The sequence below is a fragment of the Bradyrhizobium sp. sGM-13 genome (assembly GCF_018398875.1).
Lineage (GTDB): Bacteria > Pseudomonadota > Alphaproteobacteria > Rhizobiales > Xanthobacteraceae > Bradyrhizobium.
The window spans coordinates 214,079-231,440 of record NZ_JAGWDK010000010.1; the positions used below are offsets into that span (position 1 = coordinate 214,079).

At 62.4% G+C, this 17,362-nt stretch carries 18 protein-coding genes; 5 read left to right on the forward strand and 13 right to left on the reverse strand.

The features are described from left to right. Positions 1–14: 14 nt before the first annotated feature. From KJQ96_RS17635 to KJQ96_RS17655, 5 genes are all read right to left on the reverse strand, one after another. Complete coding sequence (locus KJQ96_RS17635; RefSeq protein ID WP_213287847.1) at positions 15–3,167, reverse strand: efflux RND transporter permease subunit; 3,153 nt, start codon at positions 3,165–3,167, stop codon at positions 15–17. A gap of 141 nt (positions 3,168–3,308) precedes the next feature. After that, a complete protein-coding gene (locus KJQ96_RS17640) occupies positions 3,309–4,415 on the reverse strand; it encodes an efflux RND transporter periplasmic adaptor subunit (RefSeq protein ID WP_213287848.1) in 1,107 nt (368 codons plus the stop codon). Positions 4,416–4,683: 268 nt separating this feature from the next. Beyond that, a complete protein-coding gene (locus KJQ96_RS17645; RefSeq protein ID WP_213287849.1) occupies positions 4,684–5,178 on the reverse strand; it encodes a hypothetical protein in 495 nt (164 codons plus the stop codon). A gap of 68 nt (positions 5,179–5,246) precedes the next feature. Continuing rightward, positions 5,247–6,419, reverse strand: a complete 1,173-nt coding sequence (locus KJQ96_RS17650; RefSeq protein ID WP_213287850.1) for a winged helix-turn-helix domain-containing protein — start codon at positions 6,417–6,419, stop codon at positions 5,247–5,249. Between the two features lie 77 nt (positions 6,420–6,496). Continuing rightward, complete coding sequence (locus KJQ96_RS17655; protein ID WP_028349533.1) at positions 6,497–6,727, reverse strand: hypothetical protein; 231 nt, start codon at positions 6,725–6,727, stop codon at positions 6,497–6,499. Between the two features lie 466 nt (positions 6,728–7,193). On the opposite strand from KJQ96_RS17655, the gene KJQ96_RS17660 reads away from it, so the two are divergent. Beyond that, positions 7,194–7,826: an OmpA family protein gene (locus KJQ96_RS17660; protein ID WP_213287851.1), complete on the forward strand. Its 633-nt coding sequence runs from the start codon at positions 7,194–7,196 to the stop codon at positions 7,824–7,826. 89 nt (positions 7,827–7,915) lie between these two features. On the opposite strand, the gene KJQ96_RS17665 is transcribed toward KJQ96_RS17660, so the two are convergent. Then, the gene (locus KJQ96_RS17665; RefSeq protein WP_213287916.1) at positions 7,916–9,178 is read right to left on the reverse strand and encodes a phospholipid carrier-dependent glycosyltransferase; all 1,263 of its coding nucleotides are present in this window, start codon (positions 9,176–9,178) and stop codon (positions 7,916–7,918) included. Between KJQ96_RS17665 and KJQ96_RS17670 the strand changes: the two genes are divergently transcribed. Beyond that, positions 9,168–9,320 (forward strand): hypothetical protein, encoded by a 153-nt coding sequence (locus KJQ96_RS17670; protein ID WP_213287927.1) that lies wholly within the window; start codon positions 9,168–9,170, stop codon positions 9,318–9,320. The two genes, KJQ96_RS17665 and KJQ96_RS17670, sit on opposite strands and share 11 nt — an antisense overlap. 339 nt (positions 9,321–9,659) lie before the next feature. On the opposite strand, the gene KJQ96_RS17675 is transcribed toward KJQ96_RS17670, so the two are convergent. The 6 genes from KJQ96_RS17675 to ggt form a co-directional block, all read right to left on the reverse strand. Continuing rightward, positions 9,660–10,091, reverse strand: a complete 432-nt coding sequence (locus tag KJQ96_RS17675) for a VOC family protein (RefSeq protein ID WP_213287852.1) — start codon at positions 10,089–10,091, stop codon at positions 9,660–9,662. 130 nt (positions 10,092–10,221) lie between these two features. Next, positions 10,222–10,959 (reverse strand): enoyl-CoA hydratase/isomerase family protein, encoded by a 738-nt coding sequence (locus KJQ96_RS17680; RefSeq protein WP_213287853.1) that lies wholly within the window; start codon positions 10,957–10,959, stop codon positions 10,222–10,224. Between the two features lie 44 nt (positions 10,960–11,003). Beyond that, positions 11,004–11,516, reverse strand: a complete 513-nt coding sequence (locus KJQ96_RS17685; RefSeq protein WP_213287854.1) for a cupin domain-containing protein — start codon at positions 11,514–11,516, stop codon at positions 11,004–11,006. 129 nt (positions 11,517–11,645) lie between these two features. Beyond that, the gene (locus tag KJQ96_RS17690; RefSeq protein WP_213287855.1) at positions 11,646–12,626 is read right to left on the reverse strand and encodes a D-2-hydroxyacid dehydrogenase family protein; all 981 of its coding nucleotides are present in this window, start codon (positions 12,624–12,626) and stop codon (positions 11,646–11,648) included. A gap of 26 nt (positions 12,627–12,652) precedes the next feature. Beyond that, positions 12,653–13,066, reverse strand: coding sequence for an FKBP-type peptidyl-prolyl cis-trans isomerase (locus KJQ96_RS17695; protein WP_249734171.1), 414 nt, complete (start codon positions 13,064–13,066; stop codon positions 12,653–12,655). A gap of 85 nt (positions 13,067–13,151) precedes the next feature. Continuing rightward, positions 13,152–14,738: a gamma-glutamyltransferase gene (ggt, locus tag KJQ96_RS17700; protein WP_213287856.1), complete on the reverse strand. Its 1,587-nt coding sequence runs from the start codon at positions 14,736–14,738 to the stop codon at positions 13,152–13,154. Between the two features lie 192 nt (positions 14,739–14,930). On the opposite strand from ggt, the gene KJQ96_RS17705 reads away from it, so the two are divergent. Both KJQ96_RS17705 and KJQ96_RS17710 read left to right on the forward strand, forming a co-directional pair. Next, positions 14,931–15,683: a rhodanese-related sulfurtransferase gene (locus KJQ96_RS17705; protein ID WP_213287857.1), complete on the forward strand. Its 753-nt coding sequence runs from the start codon at positions 14,931–14,933 to the stop codon at positions 15,681–15,683. Then, positions 15,667–15,891: a SlyX family protein gene (locus tag KJQ96_RS17710; protein WP_028349523.1), complete on the forward strand. Its 225-nt coding sequence runs from the start codon at positions 15,667–15,669 to the stop codon at positions 15,889–15,891. The genes KJQ96_RS17705 and KJQ96_RS17710 overlap by 17 nt, the downstream gene beginning before the upstream one ends. 69 nt (positions 15,892–15,960) lie before the next feature. Here KJQ96_RS17710 and KJQ96_RS17715 read toward each other — a convergent pair whose 3' ends face one another. Further along, positions 15,961–16,182: a hypothetical protein gene (locus tag KJQ96_RS17715; RefSeq protein ID WP_213287858.1), complete on the reverse strand. Its 222-nt coding sequence runs from the start codon at positions 16,180–16,182 to the stop codon at positions 15,961–15,963. A 132-nt stretch (positions 16,183–16,314) separates the two neighbouring features. Between KJQ96_RS17715 and hemE the strand changes: the two genes are divergently transcribed. After that, positions 16,315–17,361, forward strand: coding sequence for a uroporphyrinogen decarboxylase (gene hemE / locus KJQ96_RS17720; RefSeq protein ID WP_213287859.1), 1,047 nt, complete (start codon positions 16,315–16,317; stop codon positions 17,359–17,361). The last annotated feature ends 1 nt before the right edge of the window (position 17,362 follow it).

Genomic DNA, 17,362 nt, shown 5'->3' on the forward strand with positions numbered 1-17,362 from the left:
CTCTCAATGTTCAATTATTCTGCGGCGTCGGCAAGCGGAATTGCGTGCGGACCCTTGGGATGCTCCTTGGCCTGATGTTGCGCCGCAAGATCGGGCTGCTCGGCCTGACCGCTTTCGTCCAGGCTCTTCCTGAACCACAGGGCGTAAAGGCCCGGCAGGTACAGCAAGGTCAGGAAGGTTGCAACAAACAACCCGCCCATGATGGTGATCGCCATCGGCCCCCAGAAGGCGGAGCGTGACAGCGGGATCATGGCCAGGATCGCCGCCAGCGCCGTCAGCACCACCGGCCGCGCGCGCCGGACGGTGGCTTCGACGATGGCTTCCTTCCGCGTCAGGCCTTGGGAAACGTCGGCCTCGATCTGATCGACCAGGATGACGGCGTTGCGCATGATCATGCCGGCCAGCGCGATCAGTCCGAGCAGCGCCACGAAACCGAACGGCTGGTTGGCAATGTTGAGGCCGAGCGAGGCGCCGACGATGCCAAGCGGCGCGGTCAGGAACACCAGGATCAGGCGCGAGAAGCTCTGCAACTGGATCATCAGCAGGGTGAGCATCACCAGCGCCATCAGCGGAAACAGCAGGGCGATCGAGGCGTTGCCCTTTTCGGATTCCTCGAACGCGCCGCCGGGCTCGATCCGGTAGGCCGGCTCGAGATGATCGCGGATTTCCTTCAGCTTCGGCCAGATCTGGTTGGTGACGTCGGGCGCCTGCACGCCGTCGACGACGTCGGTCCGCACCGTGATCGCCATATCGCGGTTGCGCCGCCACATGATCGGCTCCTCATGGGAATATTCGATCCTGGCAATCTGCTGCAGCGGCACGGCGACGCCGTTGCGCGAGGTCACGGTGAGATCGCCGACGCGGCCAAGGTCGAGCCGTTCGGACGGCACCGCGCGCGCGACCACGCCGACCTTCTCGATGCCGTCGCGGATGGTGGTGACCGGCGCGCCCGAGATCAGCATCGCAAGCGCCTGCGAGACGTCCTGCGGGGTGAGGCCGAGCGCCCTGGCCCGGTCCTGATCGACCACGAGCTTCAAGTAAGGCGACTGCTCGTTCCAATCGAGTTGCGGTTCCACGACATTGGGATTTTGCTTCATGACATCGCGGACCTTGTAGGCGATGTCACGCACGGAATTGGGGTCGGGGCCGATCACGCGGAACTGGACCGGGAAACCGACCGGCGGACCGAAATTGAAGCGGTCGATGCGAACGCGCGCTTCGGACAGGTCGCCCTCGGCGACCGCCTTCTCTAGCCGTGCCTTGATCCGTTCACGGGCCTCGACGTCCTTGGAGACGATCACGATCTCGGCAAAGGCCTCGTTGGGCAGTTGCGGATTGAGGCCGAGCCAGAAGCGTGGCGAACCCTGACCGACATAGGCGGTGTAGGTCGCGATATCCTTGTCATCCTTCAAGAGCGCCTCGGCCTTCTTGACGGACTTTTCCGTGACGTTGAAGGCGGTTCCTTCCGGCAGGCGTAGCTGCAGGAACAGCTCAGGCCGTTCGGAAAGCGGGAAGAATTGCTGCTGCACCTGGCCGAAGCCGACGATCGAGAGCGCGAACACGCCGACGGTCGCCACCACTACCTTGATACGGTGGTCGACGCACCACTGCACCACGGCGCGCAGGCCCCGATACATCCGCGTCTCGTAGATCGCGTGCGGATCGTGGTTGTGGTGCACGGCGATATTAGGCAACAGCTTGACGCCGAGATAAGGCGTGAAGATCACCGCCACGAACCAGGACGCGACCAACGAGATCGCCACGATCCAGAAGATGCCGCCGGCGTATTCGCCGACCGCCGAATTGGCAAAGCCGATGGGGAGGAAGCCAGCGGCCGTGACCAGCGTCCCCGTGAGCATCGGAAACGCAGTTGATTCCCAGGCAAAGGACGCCGCGCGGACGCGGTCCCAGCCCTGTTCCATTTTTACCACCATCATCTCCACCGCGATGATGGCGTCGTCGACCAACAGGCCGAGCGCGATGATCAGCGCACCGAGCGTGATGCGGTGCAGGTCGATCGACATCGCGTTCATGACGATGAACACGATCGCGAGCACCAGCGGCACCGACATCGCGACCACGATTCCAGTGCGCCAGCCGAGCGCGACGAACGACACGAACAGCACGATCGCCAGCGCCTCGATGAAGGAATGAACGAACTCGCCGACGGCGCGCTCGACCACCTTTGGCTGGTCAGCGATTTGCTCGACCTCGATGCCCTGCGGCACCGCCTTCATGAAATCGTTAGTCGCCTTCTCGACTTCCTTGCCGAGCTCGAGGATGTTGGCGCCCTTGGTGGTGACGACGCCGATGCCGATCGCAGGCTTGCCTTCCTGGCGGGCGACGAAGGTCGGGGGGTCGACGAAGCCGTGGGTGACGGTCGCGATATCGCCGAGCCGGAACACGCGGCCGTTGCTTTCGACCGGGGTTTCCGCGACTGCCTTGACGCCATCGAGCGCGCCAGTGACGCGCAGCGGCACGCGCTGCGAGGAAGTTTCCACTGTGCCAGCGGGCGTGACGTTGTTCTGCTTGGCGAGCGAATCGAATAGCGCCTGCGGCGTGATGCCGAGCGTTGCGAGCTTGGCGTGGGAGAATTCGACGAAAATGCGCTCGTCCTGGGTGCCGTAGAGATTGACCTTGGTGACGCCGGAAACCTTCAACAGGCGCTGACGCATGCCTTCGGCGGCCTTCTTCAATTGCGCGTAGTCGGCGCCGTCGCCGGTCATCATGTAGAGAATGGAATCGACGTCGGAAAATTCGTCGTTGACGTTCGGCCCGAGCAGGCCCGCGGGCAACTGGCCCTGCACGTCGGCGAGCTTTTTGCGCAACAGATAAAACAGATAGGGCACGTCCTTCGGCGGCGTCGAATCCTTGAAGGTGACCTGCAGCGCCGTGAACGACGGCTTGGAATAGGTCTGCACCTTCTCGAAGTACGGCAATTCCTGCAGCTTCTTCTCGATGGGGTCGGCCACCTGGGTCTGCATTTCCTGGGCGGTCGCGCCCGGCCAGATCGCAGAAACGTTCACGACCTTCACGGTGAAGAACGGGTCCTCGGCGCGGCCGAGCCGCTGGTAGGAGAAGTAACCGGCGACGCCGAGCGCGATCATCAGGAACAGGATCAGGGTCGGATGGCTCACCGCCCAGCCCGAAAGATTGAAGCGCTTCATGTCACTCTCCAACTTCGAAATACGTTTGCACTTCCACCGTCATGCGAGCGAAGCGAAGCAATCCATTCATCCGCTTGTGGCGCTATGGATTGCTTCCTCGCGTTCGCTCCTCGCAATGACGGCGCCGGTTGATTGACGGGATTAGAACGACAGCGACGAGACCACCCGGACCTTCTGGGCCGGATCGAGCTTCTGCACGCCGAGTGCAACCACCTTGGCGCCCTCGGGGACACCGCCTGCGATGACGACGGAGTTGCTATCGTAGGATTTCACGATGACCGGCTTCAGCGTTACCGCGCCGGAATCGTCGACGATATAGAGCGAGGGATTGCTGCCCTGGCTGAACAGCGCCGACAGCGGCAGTTTTGCCACGCGCTCGCTGGCGGCATCGGCAAGCGTCAGTGTGGCGGTCATGCCAAGCGCGACCTTGTCGTCGGCTTCCGGCAGCGAGAATTTGGCCAGATAGGTCCGCGTCGCCGGATCGGCGGAAGGCGCAATCTCGCGCAGCTTCGCGGTGTATTTCCGCTCCGAATCCGACCACAGCGTCACGGTGGCGGAGCCCGACTTGGCGCGGCCGACCAGCGTTTCGGGGATCGCGACCACGGCTTCCTTTTCGCCAAAGCGTGCAACGCGGACCGCAGTCTGGCCGGAGGCGACGACCTGGCCGGGATCGATCAGGGTCGCGGTGACGACGCCGCGGCTATCGGCCAGCAGCGTCGCATAAGACAGCGAATTCTTGGTGAGTTCGACCTGCCGCTCGGCGCGATTAAGGCGTGCGCGCGCTTCATCGGCGGCGGCGCGGCTCTGATCCAGCTGCGCATCCGTGGTCCAGCCCTTGGCGCGCAGATCCTTGGCGCGCTGCTCGGCGGCGGCGGCCTGCGCCAGCACGCCGGTGGCGGCGCGGAATTCAGCCTCCGCCTGCTCGGCTTGTAGTTTCAGATCGACCTCATCGAGCGTCGCGAGCGGCTGGCCGACATCCACGGTCTGGCCGACCTCGACCAGACGCCGGGCAACCTTGCCGGGTACGCGAAAACCCATGTCGGTCTCGATCCGGGGACGGATGGTGCCAACGAAACTGCGTTCCGGCGTCTCGGCCGCATAGTGCACGGTGGCGACCAGAACCGGGCGCCCGGGAGCGGCTGCCTCAGTCGCTTTTTCGTTGCAGCCGGCCAGCACGAACACCGCAAACGCCAAGAAGGCTCCTGTCAAGAGCCTGTAATAGCTAGAGAAAATGGACCGAGCGAACATTGAACTCTCCATCGCGGAACTGATGAAGAGTATTGATTGGCGACTGACGAATGTCAATATTCGTCAGAGATCATGAATTCGTGAAAACGGGTGAGGTTATTCGTGAAGACGGATGAGTAGGAGGCAATTGCTTCCCAACGGAATTGCCTCCGGACCAGCCCGCTCCTAGCCCGGCACAGCGGAACTCAGGAAGCCTCGCGCCGAACGCCGGGCTGGTGCACTCCTGCATCCGGCCATACGGCTTTCGCCTCGCCCGTCATCCCCTGCATCAGGCACGTCGAGCTTTCTTGCGAGACTTCTTTGCGGTGGCCTTCTTCGCGCTTTTCGCGGCCTTGCTCGCCGGCCTTGATTTCTGGCTGCTCGATTTCCTTGCGGCCGACCTTTTCGCCGTCTTCTTGGCGCTCCGAGCCTGTGCGGTTCGAGTCTTGGCGGCTCCGGCCTTTGCAGTTCGAGTCTTCGCAGTCCGAGACTTCGCACGTCGAGACTTGGCAGCTCCGGCTTTCCTGGCCCTGGCCGCCGGCACGCTGCGCCGCTTATCCGTTGCGCGTTTCCGCCGTGCTGGTGCGGCTGCGGTCGACGGGACCATCAGCGGATCGGACACGAGACCATCGGCAGCAAGCGGAACGTAGGCTGCCGCGCGTTCGTCGGCCTTGAACCCCGGCTCGTCGGCTTTCAGCGCCTGGCTGGCAGCTTCCGTTGCGGTGTTCGCAATCTCCTTCACCGTGTCGGTGAATTTCTCCATAACCGATTTGTCCTTGCCCATGTCGCCCTCCCGGACTGTGGCACATGGAACTAACCGATAAGGCGGAGTCGGGTTCCTGAACGCAAACCCTACTCCCCCAACTGAAAGCGCTCGAAGCGATCAAGCTCTTCCTCGATGCGCCGCTTGTAGTCCTTGCGCGCCGCCCTCACCGCACCCCTGCCGACCCAGCTCCATTTCTGCATCAGCAGCTTCTTGTTCTGGCGGTCGGTTTTGAGATCGATGGCGGCGACGATGTCTTCGCCGACCAGCACCGGCAGCGCAAAATAGCCGAACAGGCGCTTCTCCTTCGGCACATAGGCCTCGAAGCGGTGGCCGTAGTCGAAGAACAGCTCGGTGCGCTTGCGCTGAATGATCAGGGGATCGAACGGCGAGAGAATGTGCACCGGACCATCGCTTACATCCGCCGTCCCATTCGCCTCCAGCACTTCCGGCCGCGCCCAGTGCTCCTGCTTGCCGGCGCCTTCGAGCGCGACCGGTACCAGTTCCTTACGCCGCACCCGCGCCTCGATCAGGCGCCGCACCGCGGGCTTGCTCGGCGCGTCGAGATGACAGACGGAATCCAGGCTGACGACGCCTTGGGCGCGAAGCGCGCGGTCGAGGAGATAGGCGGTGATCTCCGCCGAGGGAGCCGGCCTTGGCGGCTTGTCCCAACCGAAATGCCGCGTCGTCAGCTCATAGGTCTTGAGCATGCCGGTGCGCTCGGAGATCGTCACCTCGCCGGTATAGAACGCGAGCTGCAGCGCCCGTTTCGAGGGTTTTCGGCTCTGCCATAGATGCTCTTTCTCGGTCAGAATGTCGTCCTCGATGTCGCGGATGGTGAGCGCGCCATCGCGCCGCAACAGCCGCATCACCTTGCGGGTGTCCTCCGGCTTGACGGAAGCAAACCATGGGTGGCCTTCGCGCCGGTGCTCTCGCATCGCCGGAACGAAGAAGCGAAAATCCTTCGCCGGCACATAGGACAGAGCGTGGGTCCAGTATTCGAACACGCTCTTGTCGACGCTCTGCGCCTGGCGCAGGTCGGCGCGGGCGTAAGCCGGGATGCGGCTATAGAGAATGTGGTGATGGCAGCGCTCGATGACGTGGATGGTGTCGATCTGGACATAGCCGAGATGGTCCACCGCAGCCGCGACCGCCTGCGGTCCGGCGCCGAATGGTTCGCTGGTGTCGAGCCGTTGAGCGCGCAGCCAGATTCGCCGGGCTTCCAGCTTGGTCAGGGGATGGGGCTTGGTCGTGCGAGGCATCGCACGGCAATGTAGCGGGATTCGCGCGTGCGGGGAGTCCCGGGTTCCCTGACCGCCGCCTCGCGGCGCGAATCACCTCACCGTTTCTGCTGCTCTCCGACGCTGCCGGTTGCGATCTCGGCCTCGCACGAGGCGCGGCCGGGCTGCGGCGCATGGCATTTGTAGACATGGCCGGTGAGGCGATCGACCAGCCACGCGCTCTCCTCCGTCGGGCTTTCAAACCCGACATAGCGGCTGCCGAGCGCATTGAGGAGCGTCGACAGCAAGATTGCAGCGGCGATCATCGCCGCGCCGATCAGTGTTGGCATTGAACTTCCGGAACCGGCTGGCTCCGATGCGCTGGTGCGATGACCCAGATACTCACGCTGACGTTTGACTGACTGTAACACCCGGCCCGCCCGTTTGGTTGCCCCGAACGAATTCTTCTTCAGATTTTTTTGCGAGTGGTTTTGCTAGACGCGCATCTGGCCGATTTGTTGTCCACAGATCGGCGCCGGCGGGACGAGCCGCTTTTTCTTTTCCGAAGTCAGCGGCGGGAAGTGACGGAGCGGTCCGTTATCCGGCGAAGCGTCGTTGCACCTGCTTGGACCGTTCAGTCCCGACAGCGCATCTAGCGCCGCGACCTCCGGCGCCCACCAGCCTCGACTTCGACATCAGACAGCCTTTACCAATGTGATTTGAATCACATTGCATGCTTTGAACCCGTCCTATCGTCGCAGCATCAAAACGTCATGCACGCCCGTTTGCACGGCGTTAACAGTGAGGATTACGACAATGACCCGCTTTCTCTCGATCATGACTATCGGCGCCGCGCTGTCGATGACGGCGGGGCTGGCCGTCGCTGGCGACACCGTCTCGGCCGACAAGATCCTGGACGCTCTGAAGCCGAAGCCGGGCGCGACCCGCGGCCTTTCGACCGGCCCGCAGCAGCCGGTTGATGCTGCCGCAAAGGCCAAGGAAATCGGCTTCGTCGATACCCTACGCAACCGCAAGACCCGGTCGCTGTCGCTCGGCGAGCGCCAGGAAATCGCGGAACTTGCCGCGAGCAAGCCGAAGATCGATCTCGAGATTCAGTTCGACTATAATTCGGCCGACATCAGCAAGAACTCGGTTTCCGCTGTGCAGGAACTCGGCAAGGCGCTCTCCGATTCGAGCCTGAAGGGTTCGACCTTCGTGGTCGCCGGCCATACCGACGCGATCGGCAGCGAGGCCTACAACCAGGATCTTTCCGAGCGCCGTGCCGATACGATCAAGAAGTACCTGACCGAGAACTACGGCATCGCCGGTTCCAATCTCGTGACGGTCGGGTACGGCGAGACCAAGCCGAAGGATGCGAATACGCCGATGGACCCCACCAACCGCCGCGTTCAGGTCGTCAACATGGATAGCAAGACCGCCTCCAAGTGAGGTTTTGAAAGATGAGGTCTTGAAAGCCGATCCGCCTGCCGCCAGCGGCAGGCGGATTTTCCATTGGCTGAACAGCGCGAATGGCCGCCTCAAATCCAGTTCTGGAAGATCATCAGGCGGCTGAATGTCGCCATCGAGGTACCTATGAACGCGGCCGATATCGGCAACATTGCAGCAAAGCCGGCAAAGCCGATTGCAACATAGGCCCATAGCACCCAACCGGGCATGCTGCCGCGTTTCAAGGCATACACCAGCGCAAGGCTCGCCGTGGTCGCCGCCGGCATATAGTAATAGATGAAGCCGAGCGTCCGCGGCAGCAATGCCCATGCGAGGTATGGGCCGAAATAGAACGCCAGTATCAGGAAGGCGTCGACCCGCCGCGTCACCATCCAGTCGCGCAGGCAGATCGCGACCGCAATCAGCGCCGGCCACAGGATCAGCGGGTTGCCGAGGAAGACCACGGCGGCGATATGGTCTTCGTCGATCTTGTCGAAGAGATACCAGACCGGGCGCACCAGGAGCGGCCAGGACGGCCATGAACTCATGTAGGTGTGGCCTGCAATCGCACTCGTCGTGTTATCGCTGAAGATGCGCCGTTGCGCCTGCAGAATATCCGAAGCCGACAATCCATGGAGCGGAATGAAATTGGCAAGATAAACTACGGCCGGAATTAGTACGAAGCAGACGGCAAAATGCCAGGCCTTGAAACCGGGCCAGAGATCGGGCCGGTACCAATCCTCCGGCCGAGCATCCGCGAAGTGAGTGCGCCAGCTTTGCATCAAGCGGATCACGGCGACGATGGCGATGCAGACTGCGAGCGCGAACAGCCCGCTCCATTTGCAGCCGGCCGACAGGCCAAAGCCGATCCCGGCAAGCGCGAACCACAGATGCGGCCGCTCTCTTCGAAAGCCATGCATGAATGCCGCGATGGCGAACAGGCCGAAAGCGAGTGCAAAAATATCTAGCATCGCGATCCGCGATTGCACGAACAGCATCTGATTGAAAAAGGCGAGCAGGCTCGCCGCAATCGCCGGACCCTGGGCGGCGAACAGCGCCAGGCCGCACAGATACACCGCAACAACGGCGAGCGATCCGAACAGCACGGCCGGATAGCGCCAACCTAGCGGTCCGTCGCCTAGTGCATGGATCGACAGGGCGATGAACTGCTTGGCGAGCGGTGGATGCATCGGGTTGAGCATCGGCTCTCGCATCACCGGCTCAAGCATCTGCCGCGCCGCCGGGACGTAATGCACCTCGTCGAAATAGAATTTTTCCGGTGCGGTGACGCCGATCAGCATCGCGAAGTGCGCGAGAACAAAAAGAAGTCCCGCGGTGATGCCCGTGCGCATCATCGAAATGGACAGAACAGAAAATGATCGGGTTGCTGGCTTCACGGACGATCTGGGGCGGAATCTGGAGCGAACTGACATTGCGACGAAATTCAGTGTGATGGCTTCGGATTTTTATGTCCATCGCATCGAATGCATTCACTAACCCGCGGGCGAGTAAGCCGCGCGAGTGATAATTCTGCCACATCGAAACGCGCGTGCGACCCGGGGCGATGTCGGGATAAATCGATCGGCTTTAAATGAACTTCTGTAGCTGCTTTTGTTCGCGGTCTTCAGTTGGCCTGGTTGTAGCTCCAGCGCATGCGCAAACGCGCGTCGGCGAAGCGGCCGTGGTCACGCGATTAGGTCTAACAGAGGTGTAGGTGTAGGGTGGGCAAAGGCGCGAGAGCGCCGTGCCCACCATCTGTATCGCGACCATAAATGGTGGGCACGCTATCGCTTTGCCCACCCTACGAAATTCGCTTGACCATTCCCCGCTTCGATATCAGGCGGCGGCCGTGGCGGATTGCGCACCGGTTGCGGCCGCGACATCCATCCACATCACTTCCCAATGATGGCCGTCGGGATCTTCAAAACTGCGGCCGTACATGAAGCCGTATTCCTGTTTCGGGCCCGGATCGGCGCCGCCGCCTGCGCCTTGTGCCTTGCTGACCATATCGTCCACCGCCTCACGGCTGTCAGCAGAAAGGCAGATCAGAACCTGGCTGCTGGCCTTGGCGTCGGCGATCTTCTTCGCAGTGAACTGGCGGTATTTGTCGTGCGTCAGCAGCATGACGTAGATGGTCTCGGAGAACACCATGCAGGACGCCGTGTCATCGCAGAATTGCGGATTCTTTTCGCCGCCGATCGCCTGGTAGAAAGCGGTCGAGCGGGCGAGATCGCTGACCGGCAGATTGACGAAGATCATTTTAGCCATGATGGGCTCCTTTTTCGCGGGGTTCGGACCTAGGACGAACGGACGGGGACAAGTCCGACATCCCGTTTCAAAATTTATTTTCCGGCGGCGAGTTGGCGCGCGTTCACTGGACCCCGACGGCAAATGGCCGCTACCTGCCCTTGAAATCAGGCTTGCGCTTTTCGGCAAACGCCTTGACGCCTTCCTTGAGGTCGTCGCTGTCGCGCACGACGTCCAGCAGCCGCCGCACCTCGGCGACCGTCTCCAGTGGTCCCTTCGGCATCGCATCGCGGGCGAGCTTCTTGAGAGCCCGAACCACCAGCGGCGCATTCGCGGCGATTTTTGCGGCCATCTCCTGGGCGAGCGCGACATGCTGCCCCTTCGGCGCGACCCTGTTGACGAAGCTAATCTGATAGGCCCGCTCCGCCGACATTTCCTCACCGACCAGCAGGAATTCCATGGCGATCTTGTGCGGCATGCGCGCCATCACTGAGGAGACGCCGCCGGCGGTGGTGCCGATCTTGCCCTCGGGGTAGATGAAGCGCGTCGTCTCCGACGCCACGCACATGTCGGCCATCTGCACCAGCACGAAGGCGCCGCCGACGACCCAGCCCGAGGTCGCGGCAATCACCGGCTTGTCCAGCTCAACGCCCAAGCCGGGCACAGCATGCCACATGTTGACAGGGAGATCGTTCACGTCGGCGCCGACCGAGAAATACGCCTCCTCGGACGAGGCGAGCACCGCCACGCGATCGTCGCTGTCGTGAAAACGCTGCCAGGCCTGCCGCAGTTCGTCGCACAAGGCGTTGTTGAGCGCGTTGTGCGAGGATCTACGATCCATCATGATGGTGGCGACGTGGTCCGTGCTCTCGTAGCGAACAAGCGTCATGGGATTCTCTCAAGCAGCGGCGAGGCCGGGCAAAATCGCAATCGTCACTTTTTCTCGGCGGGATCGCGGTGCACGGGATCGACCCACAGCACGGTCTCCGGCTTTTCCACGGGCTCGATGTCGAGATTGATTGCCACCGCCTCGCCGTCAGAGCGCACCAGCACGCATTCCAGAACCTCGTCGCGGCTGGCATTGATCTCCTGGTGCGGCACGTAGGGCGGCACGAAGATGAAATCTCCGGGGCCGGCCTCGGCGGTGAACTGCAGATGTTCGCCCCAGCGCATCCGCGCCTTGCCCTTCACGACATAGATGATGCTTTCGAGATGGCCGTGGTGATGCGCGCCTGTCTTGGCGTCGGGCCGGATCGTCACCGTGCCCGCCCACAATTTCTGCGCGCCGACGCGGGCGAAATTGATCGCGGCCTTGCGATCCATGCCCGCGGTCGAGGGCACGTTGGGATCGAGCTGATTACCGGGAATCACGCGAACGCCGTCATGCTTCCAGCGCTCGTCGTGATCGTGGGAGTGTGAATGGGTGTGGTCATGCGTGCCGGTCATTGGGCGCCTTCTCGAAATATCGTTTGTCCCGAACGGTATCGAAATCCGGGGCCGCAAACCAGAAGATTAAGGGAGCCGGCGGCGCATAGGCGTCCCGGTTTTCGTCATGGCCGGGCGCACCCCGCCTATTCAACGCCGTCTGGACATCACATCCGGATTGACGACATTCGTCGGTGTTCCGGCGGCATAGGCAACGATCTGATCGAAGATATCCGTGAACTGGATTTCGTATTCGTCGCGCGAGACGTAGCCGAGATGCGGCGTGCAGACCACGTTGTCCATGTTCAGGAGCGGATCGTTGACGTCGCGAAGCGGCTCTTTTTCGTAGACGTCCACCGCCGCCATGCCAGGTCTTCCGGCGCGCAGTGCGTTGACCAGCGCGTTCGGCTCGATCAGCGGCGCACGGCTGGTGTTGACCAGTAGCGCCGACGGTTTCATGCGCGCCAGATCTTCTGCTTTCACGATGCCGCGCGTGGCATCGACGAGCCGCATGTGCAGCGAAAGCACGTCGCATCGTTCGAAGAAATCAGCCTTGCTTGCCGCAGTCTCGTATCCGTCGGCGCGGGCCTTCGCCATCGCCGGTTCGCGCGCCCATACCAGCACGTTCATGCCGAACGCCTTGCCGTAGCCGGCAACAACAGCACCGATCCGCCCATAGCCATAAATGCCGAGCGTCTTGCCGCGCAGCGTGTGGCCGACGCCGATCTGCCATTTGCCGGCCTTGAGCGCCGCCATCTGCTGCGGAATGGCGCGCATTGCCGCCAGGATCAGGCCCCAGGTGAATTCGGCGGTCGCATAGGACGGCCTATCGGCATGCTGGCTCGACGACACGACGATGCCGAGCCGGGTGCAGGTGTCGATGTCGATATGCGGGTAGACGCTGCGCTGGCTGATCAGCTTCAGTTTCGGCAAGCGTTCCAGCAGCGGTGTGCGAATCTGCGTCCGCTCCCGGATCAGGACCAGCGCTTCGGTATCGCGCAGGCGCTCCACCAGTGCATCGACATCCTGGACGTGATCGTTCCAGATTGTGACGTCGTGTCCGGCCAGCTTGCCGAAACAATCGAGGGTGCGCAGCGTGTCGAAATAGTCGTCGAGGATCGAGACCTTCACGATGCGCTCCCTCGTTCAGTGTGCGGTTACTTCACCGCCAGCAATTCGACGTCGAACATCAGCGTCGCATTCGGCGGAATGACGCCGCCGGCGCCCCGCGCGCCATAGCCGAGTGCGGGCGGAATGATGAGCGTGCGCTTGCCGCCGACGTTCATCGATGCGACGCCTTCGTCCCAGCCGGCGATCACCTGGCGCTGACCGATCTTGAACTCGAACGGCTCGTTTCGGTCGACGGAGGAATCGAACTTCTTGCCCTTCTGGCCGTTCTCGTAGAGCCAGCCGGTGTAATGCATGACGCAGGTCTGGCCGGTTTTGGGCGAGGCGCCGGTGCCGACCTTGCTGTCGATGATCTGCAAGCCTGAAGCTGTGGTCATGGGTTTTCCTGCGGTCTGGGCCGCTGCCATCCTGATGGCAGCGGGCGTTGAAACCGCGGCTGCCATGGCGGCAAATGCGGTTCGGATGATCGTGCGTCGCGAGAAGCGCATCTGTTGAACCTCTTTCTGGAGAGACGGAGCTTCTAGACGCTCAGTAGCCCAGCGCGCAACCATCCTTGCGGGGATCGGAACCGCCGGTCAGCGTGCCCTTGTCCCAGTCGATCCAGATCGCCTGGCCGCCGCCGAGCGGACCGACCACGCTGGTAGTCTTGTGGCCGATCTTCTTCAGGCCCTCGACAATCTCGGCCGGCACACTGTCCTCGAGCTGGTAGACGCCCTCATAATGCAGGCCGCGCGGCATATCGATGGCTTCCTGCACATCGCAGCCATAGTCCAGCATATTGGTCAGCACATGGGTCTGTCCCACCGGCTGATACTGGCCGCCCATCACGCCGAACGGCATCACCGCGCGGCCGTTTTTGGTCGCGAGCGACGGGATGATGGTGTGCAGCGGCCGCTTACCCGGCGCGATGCAGTTGGGATGGCCGGGCTGAATCCGGAAGCCGCCGGCGCGGTTCTGCAGGAGGATGCCGGTCTTGTTGGAAACGATCGCCGAACCGAAGGAATGCGCGATCGAGTTGATGAACGAGCAGACGTTGCGGTCCTTGTCGACCACCGTGATGTAGACGGTGGATGGATTCATCGGTGGCGCGACGTTCGGCAGGTCGAGCAGCCGGTCCATCCTGATATTCTTGATGTGCTCCTCGGCGAACTCCTTGGCGAGGATTCCGGCGACATCGACATGAACATGCTGCGGATCAGCGATGTGCTGCTCGCGCATCATGTAGGCGATGCGCGCGGCCTCCGCTTCGAGATGAAAGCGCTCGACACTGAGCGCGGGAAACTTCGTCAGGTCGAAGCGGGAAAGGATATTCAGCATCACCAGCATGGTGATGCCCGGGCCGCTTGGCGGGCACTGCCAGACATCGTGGCCCTTGTACATCGTGCCGATCGGCGACGTCGCCTCGGTCGAATGTGCGGCGAAATCTTCCAGCGTGTGCAGGCCGCCGATGCCGCGCAAGGTCTCGACCATGTCCGCGGCGATCTCGCCGGTATAAAAGGCGTCGCGGCCATTCTTGGCGATCGCACGCAGGGTCTTGCCCAATTCGGGCTGGTGGATCACATCGCCGGCAACCGCGGGCTTGCCGTGCGGCAGCAGATAGCGCTCGGTGTTGGTGCCGTTCTTCAGCTTCTCGAACTGGTTCTTCCAGTCGAAAGCAATACGGGGCGCGACGACGTAGCCTTCCTCGGCAGCCTTGATAGCGGGCTGCAGAAGCGTATCGAGTCCCATCTTGCCGTGGTCGCGCAGGATCGTCTCCCAGGCGTCGATCGCGCCGGGAATGCTCACCGCATGCGCCGAGGTCAGCGGTACCGAATGGATCTTGCGTTCGAGGTACCATTCGGCCTTGGCCGCCATCGGCGCGCGGCCGGAGCCATTATAGGCGACAATCTTGCCCTCGCCCTTGGGTTGGATCAGCGCGAAGCAATCGCCCCCGATGCCGGTCGATTGCGGCTCGATGACGCCGAGCAACGCGCAAGCCGCGACCGCGGCGTCCGCCGCCGTGCCACCCGCCCGCATCACGTTGATTGCGGCCAATGCGGCCTCCGGATGCGACGTTGCCACCATCGCGTTCTGGGCATGGACCGTGGAGCGGCCGGCGAAATGGAAATTCCTCATCGCGAGTGCTTTCTTTTCAGCGTTTCTTGAGCATCCCGCGGAAGCATCGGGCGGGTTTACAGACGGTTCTTTGGCATATTCATCCCCGGCAGGGCAATGGCTGGCATGCCAATGGCACGTCAGGGGCAATGCGCGGAATATGCAGGGCTTTACGGGGTTTCCCCTGCGCGGCCCGCCTGATAAACGATCGCCATGCCGCTCAAGGTCGCCGCCTTATATCAATTCGCCGCGCTGCCGGACTTCCGGGAATTGCGCGAACCGCTGCGCTCGTCTGCTGCAGGCCTCGGGCTGAAGGGCAGCGTGCTGCTGGCGCATGAGGGCATGAACGGCACGGTTGCGGGCAGCGATGCGAGCATCGACGCGTTCGTCAGCGAATTGCAGCACGGCGCGCTTTTCGGTGGCCGGCTCAGTAATCTCGAGCTCAAGTTTTCGACCGCTTCCGAGATGCCGTTTCGGCGTCTGAAGATCCGGCTGAAGAAGGAAATCGTTACGCTCGGAGATACGGCGGTCGATCCGACCCGACAGGTCGGCACCTATGTCGAGCCCGCAGACTGGAACGAACTGATCGCAGCGCCGGACACGCTGGTGATCGACACCCGCAATGCCTTCGAAGTGGCGATGGGGACGTTCGAAGGCGCGGTCGACCCCGGCATCAAGAGCTTTGGGCAGTTCAAGGAATTCGCCGCACAGAAACTCGATCCGGCGAAGCACAAGAAGATTGCGATGTTCTGCACTGGCGGTATCCGATGCGAGAAGGCCAGCGCCTATCTGCTGGCGCACGGATTTGACGAGGTCTATCATCTCAAGGGCGGCATCCTCCGCTATCTCGAAGGCGTACCGGAGAATGAGAGCCGCTGGCGCGGCGAATGCTTCGTGTTCGACGAACGCGTGGCGCTGGGCCATGGCCTGCGGCAGCGACGAGGGAACGATGGCGCGCACGAATGACGTCACCGCACTGAGCGAGCGCCTTGACGCACTGGAAATACGGGCGACGTTCCAGGATGAGACGATCGAGGTGCTGAATCACACGATTACCGCACAGTGGCACCAGATCGATTCCTTGACGCGCCAATTGGCTGAACTGAAGGAGCGGCTGCGGGAAGCCGAAAGCAACTTGCCCGGTCCGGCGAACGAGCCGCCGCCGCACTATTGAAGTACAAACAGAAACGCCCTCCCTTTGGGGGGCCGTTTGCCACGCGAAACAATTCGCGCCATTTTTGCATTAGCGGAAGGCGGCGCGAACCCTGTGCCACAGCGATGGATTCTCATGTTCGTGATCGGCTTTCGACGGCGCCGGTTGCGCAGCGCTCACGGGGTCCGATGCCGGAAACGTGTCGACCAGCCCGGCCTCGAGTTTTTCATGGATTTCTCGGTCGGCCTTCAGCGCTTCGCGGGGATCGTCGGCGTGCTTGTCATGCGCAGCAGGATTGAACTTCTGGGCCATAGGAACCTCCATGAGTGAGATAACGGCCCCGTTTTACGCCGGTTCCACGTTTGCCCTCGCTATCCGTCCTTGGCCTCGAGGGAACCTGCGTGTATCAGAGGCGCATCAGCCTCGCCCGCAGGAATCCACGTTTTGTCTCAGAAATCCGTCGTGAAACCTTTTGTCGAAGTGCTCTCCGGCCGCAGGCAGAACGTGCCGCCGGTGTGGATGATGCGACAGGCCGGCCGCTATCTGCCGGAGTATCGCGAGCTGCGCGCCAAGGCTGGAAGCTTTCTCGACCTGTGCTTTACGCCGGAATATGCCGCCGAGGTAACGCTGCAACCGATCCGCCGTTTCAACTTCGATGCGGCGATCATCTTTTCCGACATTCTCGTCATCCCCTACGCACTCGGCCGCTCCGTGCGCTTCGAGGCCGGAGAAGGTCCGCGGCTTGATCCGCTTGATACCCCCGAGCATGTCGCGGCGCTCGCGCGCCATGCCGATTTCGGCAAGCTCGAACCGGTCTATGAAGCGTTACGCCGCGTGAAGCGCGAGCTCGCACCTGAGATCGCGCTGATCGGCTTCTGCGGCGCGCCCTGGACGGTCGCAACCTACATGGTTGCAGGACAAGGCACACCAGACCAGGCGCCGGCGCGGATGATGGCCTACCGTCATCCCGAGGCGTTCGCTGAAATCATCGACGTGCTGGTGGAGAATTCGATCCAATATCTGCTCGGCCAGCTCAAGGCCGGCGCCGACTGCTTGCAGATTTTCGACACCTGGGCCGGCGTGCTGCCGCCGCGCGAATTCGAGCGCTGGTCGATCGAGCCGGCGAAGCGCATCGTTGCCGGCGTGCGCGCGCAAGTACCCGACGCCAAGATCATCGGCTTTCCGCGCGGCGCCGGCGCGCTGCTGCCGGCCTATGTGGAGGCAACGGGCGTCAATGCGGTCAGCATCGACTGGGCGGCCGAACCTTCCATGATCCGCGAGCGCGTGCAGAACCGTGTCGCCGTGCAGGGCAATCTCGACCCACTGGTGTTGATCGCAGGCGGCGCCGCACTCGACCGCGCCGTCGACGACGTGCTGGCGAACTACGCGCAAGGACGGCTGATCTTCAACCTCGGCCACGGCATCCAGCCGGAAACGCCGATCGCCCATGTCGAGCAGATGCTCAAGCGGGTGCGGGGGTGGAAGGGATGAT

Coding starts and splice junctions, on each gene's coding strand:
- KJQ96_RS17655 (WP_028349533.1), bottom strand. CDS start 6,727: ATGCCAACACTGATCGGCGCGGCGATGATCGCCGCTGCAATCTTGCTG.
- KJQ96_RS17715 (WP_213287858.1), bottom strand. CDS start 16,182: ATGGCCCAGAAGTTCAATCCTGCTGCGCATGACAAGCACGCCGACGAT.
- KJQ96_RS17675 (WP_213287852.1), bottom strand. CDS start 10,091: ATGGCTAAAATGATCTTCGTCAATCTGCCGGTCAGCGATCTCGCCCGC.
- KJQ96_RS17710 (WP_028349523.1), top strand. CDS start 15,667: ATGGCGCGCACGAATGACGTCACCGCACTGAGCGAGCGCCTTGACGCA.
- ggt (WP_213287856.1), bottom strand. CDS start 14,738: ATGAGGAATTTCCATTTCGCCGGCCGCTCCACGGTCCATGCCCAGAAC.
- KJQ96_RS17650 (WP_213287850.1), bottom strand. CDS start 6,419: ATGCCTCGCACGACCAAGCCCCATCCCCTGACCAAGCTGGAAGCCCGG.
- KJQ96_RS17685 (WP_213287854.1), bottom strand. CDS start 11,516: ATGACCGGCACGCATGACCACACCCATTCACACTCCCACGATCACGAC.
- KJQ96_RS17680 (WP_213287853.1), bottom strand. CDS start 10,959: ATGACGCTTGTTCGCTACGAGAGCACGGACCACGTCGCCACCATCATG.
- KJQ96_RS17640 (WP_213287848.1), bottom strand. CDS start 4,415: ATGTTCGCTCGGTCCATTTTCTCTAGCTATTACAGGCTCTTGACAGGA.
- KJQ96_RS17635 (WP_213287847.1), bottom strand. CDS start 3,167: ATGAAGCGCTTCAATCTTTCGGGCTGGGCGGTGAGCCATCCGACCCTG.
- KJQ96_RS17705 (WP_213287857.1), top strand. CDS start 14,931: ATGCCGCTCAAGGTCGCCGCCTTATATCAATTCGCCGCGCTGCCGGAC.
- KJQ96_RS17695 (WP_249734171.1), bottom strand. CDS start 13,066: ATGGCAGCCGCGGTTTCAACGCCCGCTGCCATCAGGATGGCAGCGGCC.
- KJQ96_RS17660 (WP_213287851.1), top strand. CDS start 7,194: ATGACCCGCTTTCTCTCGATCATGACTATCGGCGCCGCGCTGTCGATG.
- KJQ96_RS17665 (WP_213287916.1), bottom strand. CDS start 9,178: ATGATGCGCACGGGCATCACCGCGGGACTTCTTTTTGTTCTCGCGCAC.
- KJQ96_RS17645 (WP_213287849.1), bottom strand. CDS start 5,178: ATGGGCAAGGACAAATCGGTTATGGAGAAATTCACCGACACGGTGAAG.